The organism is Stieleria sp., from assembly GCF_041595215.1.
Taxonomy (GTDB): domain Bacteria; phylum Planctomycetota; class Planctomycetia; order Pirellulales; family Pirellulaceae; genus Stieleria; species Stieleria magnilauensis.
This window is the reverse complement of the sequence record NZ_JBFHKV010000956.1, coordinates 1-3,359: the sequence shown is the minus strand read 5'-3', so window position 1 is coordinate 3,359 and position 3,359 is coordinate 1. Positions and strand designations below refer to the sequence as shown.

The window sequence follows — 3,359 nt, the reverse complement described above, 5'->3', positions numbered from 1 at the left end:
CTGACCAACATGAGTCACGAAATCCGCTCGCCGATGTCCGCGATCCTTGGCTTTGCCGATCTGTCGCTGCGTGACATCCGCGAGGGCAACGACGTCGATCCGGATAACCTGGAAACCGTGATCCGCAACGGCCGCTTCCTGCTGCGGATCATCAACGACATTCTGGATCTTTCCAAAGTCGAAGCCGGCAAGCTGGAAGTCCGCCGGTCGCGATTCAAATTGGTCCCCATGCTGGCCGACATCAACGAATTGATGCGGCACCGTAGCGCATCCTCGGGTGTCCCGCTGACGATCGAGTTTGACGGCGCTTTGCCAAGTCGGCTGCGCAGTGATCGCTCACGCGTGGAACAGATCCTGGTCAATCTGATCGGCAACGCGCTCAAATTCACGCCCGAAGGCAGCGTGCGGGTGGTGGTTTCCATGGACGCCCAAGAACCGAACGTCATCGAATTTCGTGTGATCGACACCGGCATCGGTATTTCCGAAAGCAATCTCGAACGATTGTTCCAAACCTTTAGCCAAGTCCATGATCGCAAGATTGTCGGCGTCGAAGGTACCGGGCTGGGATTGGTGATCAGCAAACGACTGGCAAACTTGCTCGGCGGCGACATCACGGCGACCAGCGTCGAAGGCGAGGGCAGCGAGTTCGTGTTGCGTTTACCGGTGGAAGAGTCGACCGAGATGATCGAACCGACGGCGGAGGATTTGAAGCCACGTCGGACCAACATCAACAATCTGCCACGCATCAATGCCCGGGTCCTGGTCGCCGATGATGCCCGAGACGTCCGACTGGTGACGACCCGGTTGCTGACGCGCGCCGGTGCCGATGTCGTCGAAGTCGTCAACGGCGCCGAAGCCGTCAAAGCCGTCCGCCAGGCCGAAGCGGAAAACAAACCGTTCGCCTGCGTGCTGATGGACATGCAAATGCCCGAGCTCGATGGCCGCGAAGCGACGCAACAGATTCGTGACCAAGGCTACACCGTGCCCGTGATCGCGCTGACCGCCGGCGCAACCAGCGATGAAATCAATGATGCCCTCGCGGCCGGATGCAGCGAATTCATGGCCAAACCCGTCGACGCCGCCGGGCTGATCAGCCGCGTCGCGTCGCTCACCAACGCAATGTCGTGAGGGGAAACCCGCCGCATTGATCCAGGCAACCGCTGCAATTCCTTCCTGCCTAAATTCGCCGTTGTCGGACCGTTTCACGTTCTAGACTTTCCCGTCGCTGTGCCACCGATCCAGGTGCAAAGATTGTCGCGCAGCGGGAAAATATCTAACAACACCTGTCTCGGACGTGGGCACATGACCAACACAAATCAACGATACCGTTTGCTGACCCGAAGTGACTTTGACGGACTCGTCTGCGCGTTGCTGCTGAAAGAACTCGACATCCTTGGCGAAATCAAATTCGTTCATCCCAAGGACATGCAAGACGGCGAAATCGAGGTGACGGAAAATGACATTCTGACCAACCTGCCTTACGTGCCGGGTTGCCACCTGTGCTTTGATCACCACAGCAGTGAAGAAATCCGTAACGAAGGCCAACAAACCGACAACTACGTGCTGTCAACCAGCGCCGATTCCGCCGCACGCGTCGTCTACGACTACTTCGGCGGCCGCGAACGGTTCCCGAAAATCAGCGAATCCATGATGGAAGCGGTCGACAAAGCCGACGCGGCAAAGTTCTCCGCCGACGAAATCCAGGACCCGCAAGGCTGGGCGTTGCTTTCGTTCCTGATGGATGCGCGCACCGGTCTGGGACGCTTCCGCAGCTTCCGCGTTTCCAACTATCAGCTGATGATGGACCTGATCGACTGCTGCCGCGATCTGGATATCGAAGACATCCTGCTGTTGCCCGATGTCCGCGAGCGTGTCGAACTGTACGAGGAACATCGTGAGCTTGCCCAAGAGCAACTCAAACGCTGTTCCACGGTCCATGACAACCTGGTCGTGTTGGATCTGCGTGATGAAGAAACGATCTACGCGACCAACCGATTCGTGATCTATTCGGTCTTCCCACAGTGCAACATTTCGATCCACGTGCTGTGGGGCAAACAACAACAGAACACGGTGTTCACGATCGGCAAATCGATCCTGGACCGATCGTGCCGCACCGACGTCGGTGAACTTTGTTACCAATACGGCGGTGGTGGTCATGAAGCCGCGGGCACATGCCAGGTCGAACACGAAGCCGCCGAGCGGGTGTTGCAAGAGTTGATCACCCGCATCAACGCCGACCAACACGCCGCCGCCGACACCACACCGCTGGAAGTCTAGCGACGCAAACCGGTGGGATCTGCTTCCAGCCGGTTCAACCGCTTGGATGCCCCGCCCCAACGCCGCCTCTCGGCGGCGAGTCGTCGGTCGGTGAGTCGACAAACGGCTCGACCGACCCGGCGCGGCCTGGCAACGCATCCCCCAAGGGATCGCAGCGAGTCGCCGGAGGTCAGCGCAGCGCCACCTCCGGTACACGCTTGCGTCGTCAATCTGTGTTCCTTCCCAGTAGGGTTTGGCGCGATCCTGTTCATCGCGTCCCTTGCGTCTCTAGCCGTGTCGACGAAGACTCACGAGTGAGTCTCGAAATGTCATTGAGCATCGTCGTCGATTCCTCGACCGCGACTGTGTGCAAAAGACGCCACACAAGTAGCGGAAGTCCCGTCATGAAGCACACGAGAAAGGTGACAGCTGCCCACTCCAATAAACTTTCTGCTGGAAACTGAGACGATATCGTGATGCTTGCCCAGCCAAACACGACAAAAAATGCAACGAGTCCAATTGGAAATCGAAAGATTAGCTCGCTACCGCGTGGCGCACGCAAGACAGTCACTCGCAGGAAGTTCAGCGTTAGCACAAGCATGTCGCCATCAATGTCGCACGCCCGATAGTCCTCGTTATCGAGCAAGTGCACGCGAATGTTCTCGTATTCGATGTCGAGTCTTGCGCGCCGGATTGGAAGACCGAGCCAGTGAAAGCTCGAGGAGCGAGCGCCACGCAACTGCAGTTCATACGGTGCAAGTAGGAACAACAAGAACGCCAGAGTGAACCAAAGGCAAATACATGCGATAAGGGCTGCATTCACGTTTTAGCGACCAAGTTACGGATTCATTCAAGAGACTGCCAATCGGATCACGAAGTACTATCTCTCCATGCTTTCGGAGGAACAGGGTTCCGTCGGGCGCCAGAACTTCGTCGCCCCTCGGGCGGACCCGTGATGGGACTCGATTAGAACGGATCCTGGCAGCGGGTGCGAGCGTTTGAGTCCCAGTGCATTCCGGCTGCACATGGCACGCTGCCCCCAACCCGCCAGAGTTCACCCCTGCAGGTTGCAACCTGGGTTAGGATACGAGTGGACGGTCTAG

General features: G+C 57.9%; 2 protein-coding genes. Both read left to right on the top strand.

Going from position 1 to position 3,359, the window contains the following annotated elements; genetic code table 11:
* The coding region (locus tag ABX749_RS26770) for an ATP-binding protein (RefSeq protein ID WP_372898700.1) at nucleotides 1-1,128 on the top strand (1,128 nt) is incomplete at its 5' end.
* A gap of 174 nt (nucleotides 1,129-1,302) precedes the next feature.
* Entirely contained in the window at nucleotides 1,303-2,277 is a 975-nt protein-coding gene (locus tag ABX749_RS26765; protein ID WP_372898699.1) for an exopolyphosphatase, read from the top strand.
* Nucleotides 2,278-3,359: the final 1,082 nt, after the last annotated feature.

What these genes read in the sequence shown, in the direction of transcription:
- ABX749_RS26765 (WP_372898699.1), top strand. Translation starts at nt 1,303, where the DNA reads ATGACCAACACAAATCAACGATACCGTTTGCTGACCCGAAGTGACTTT.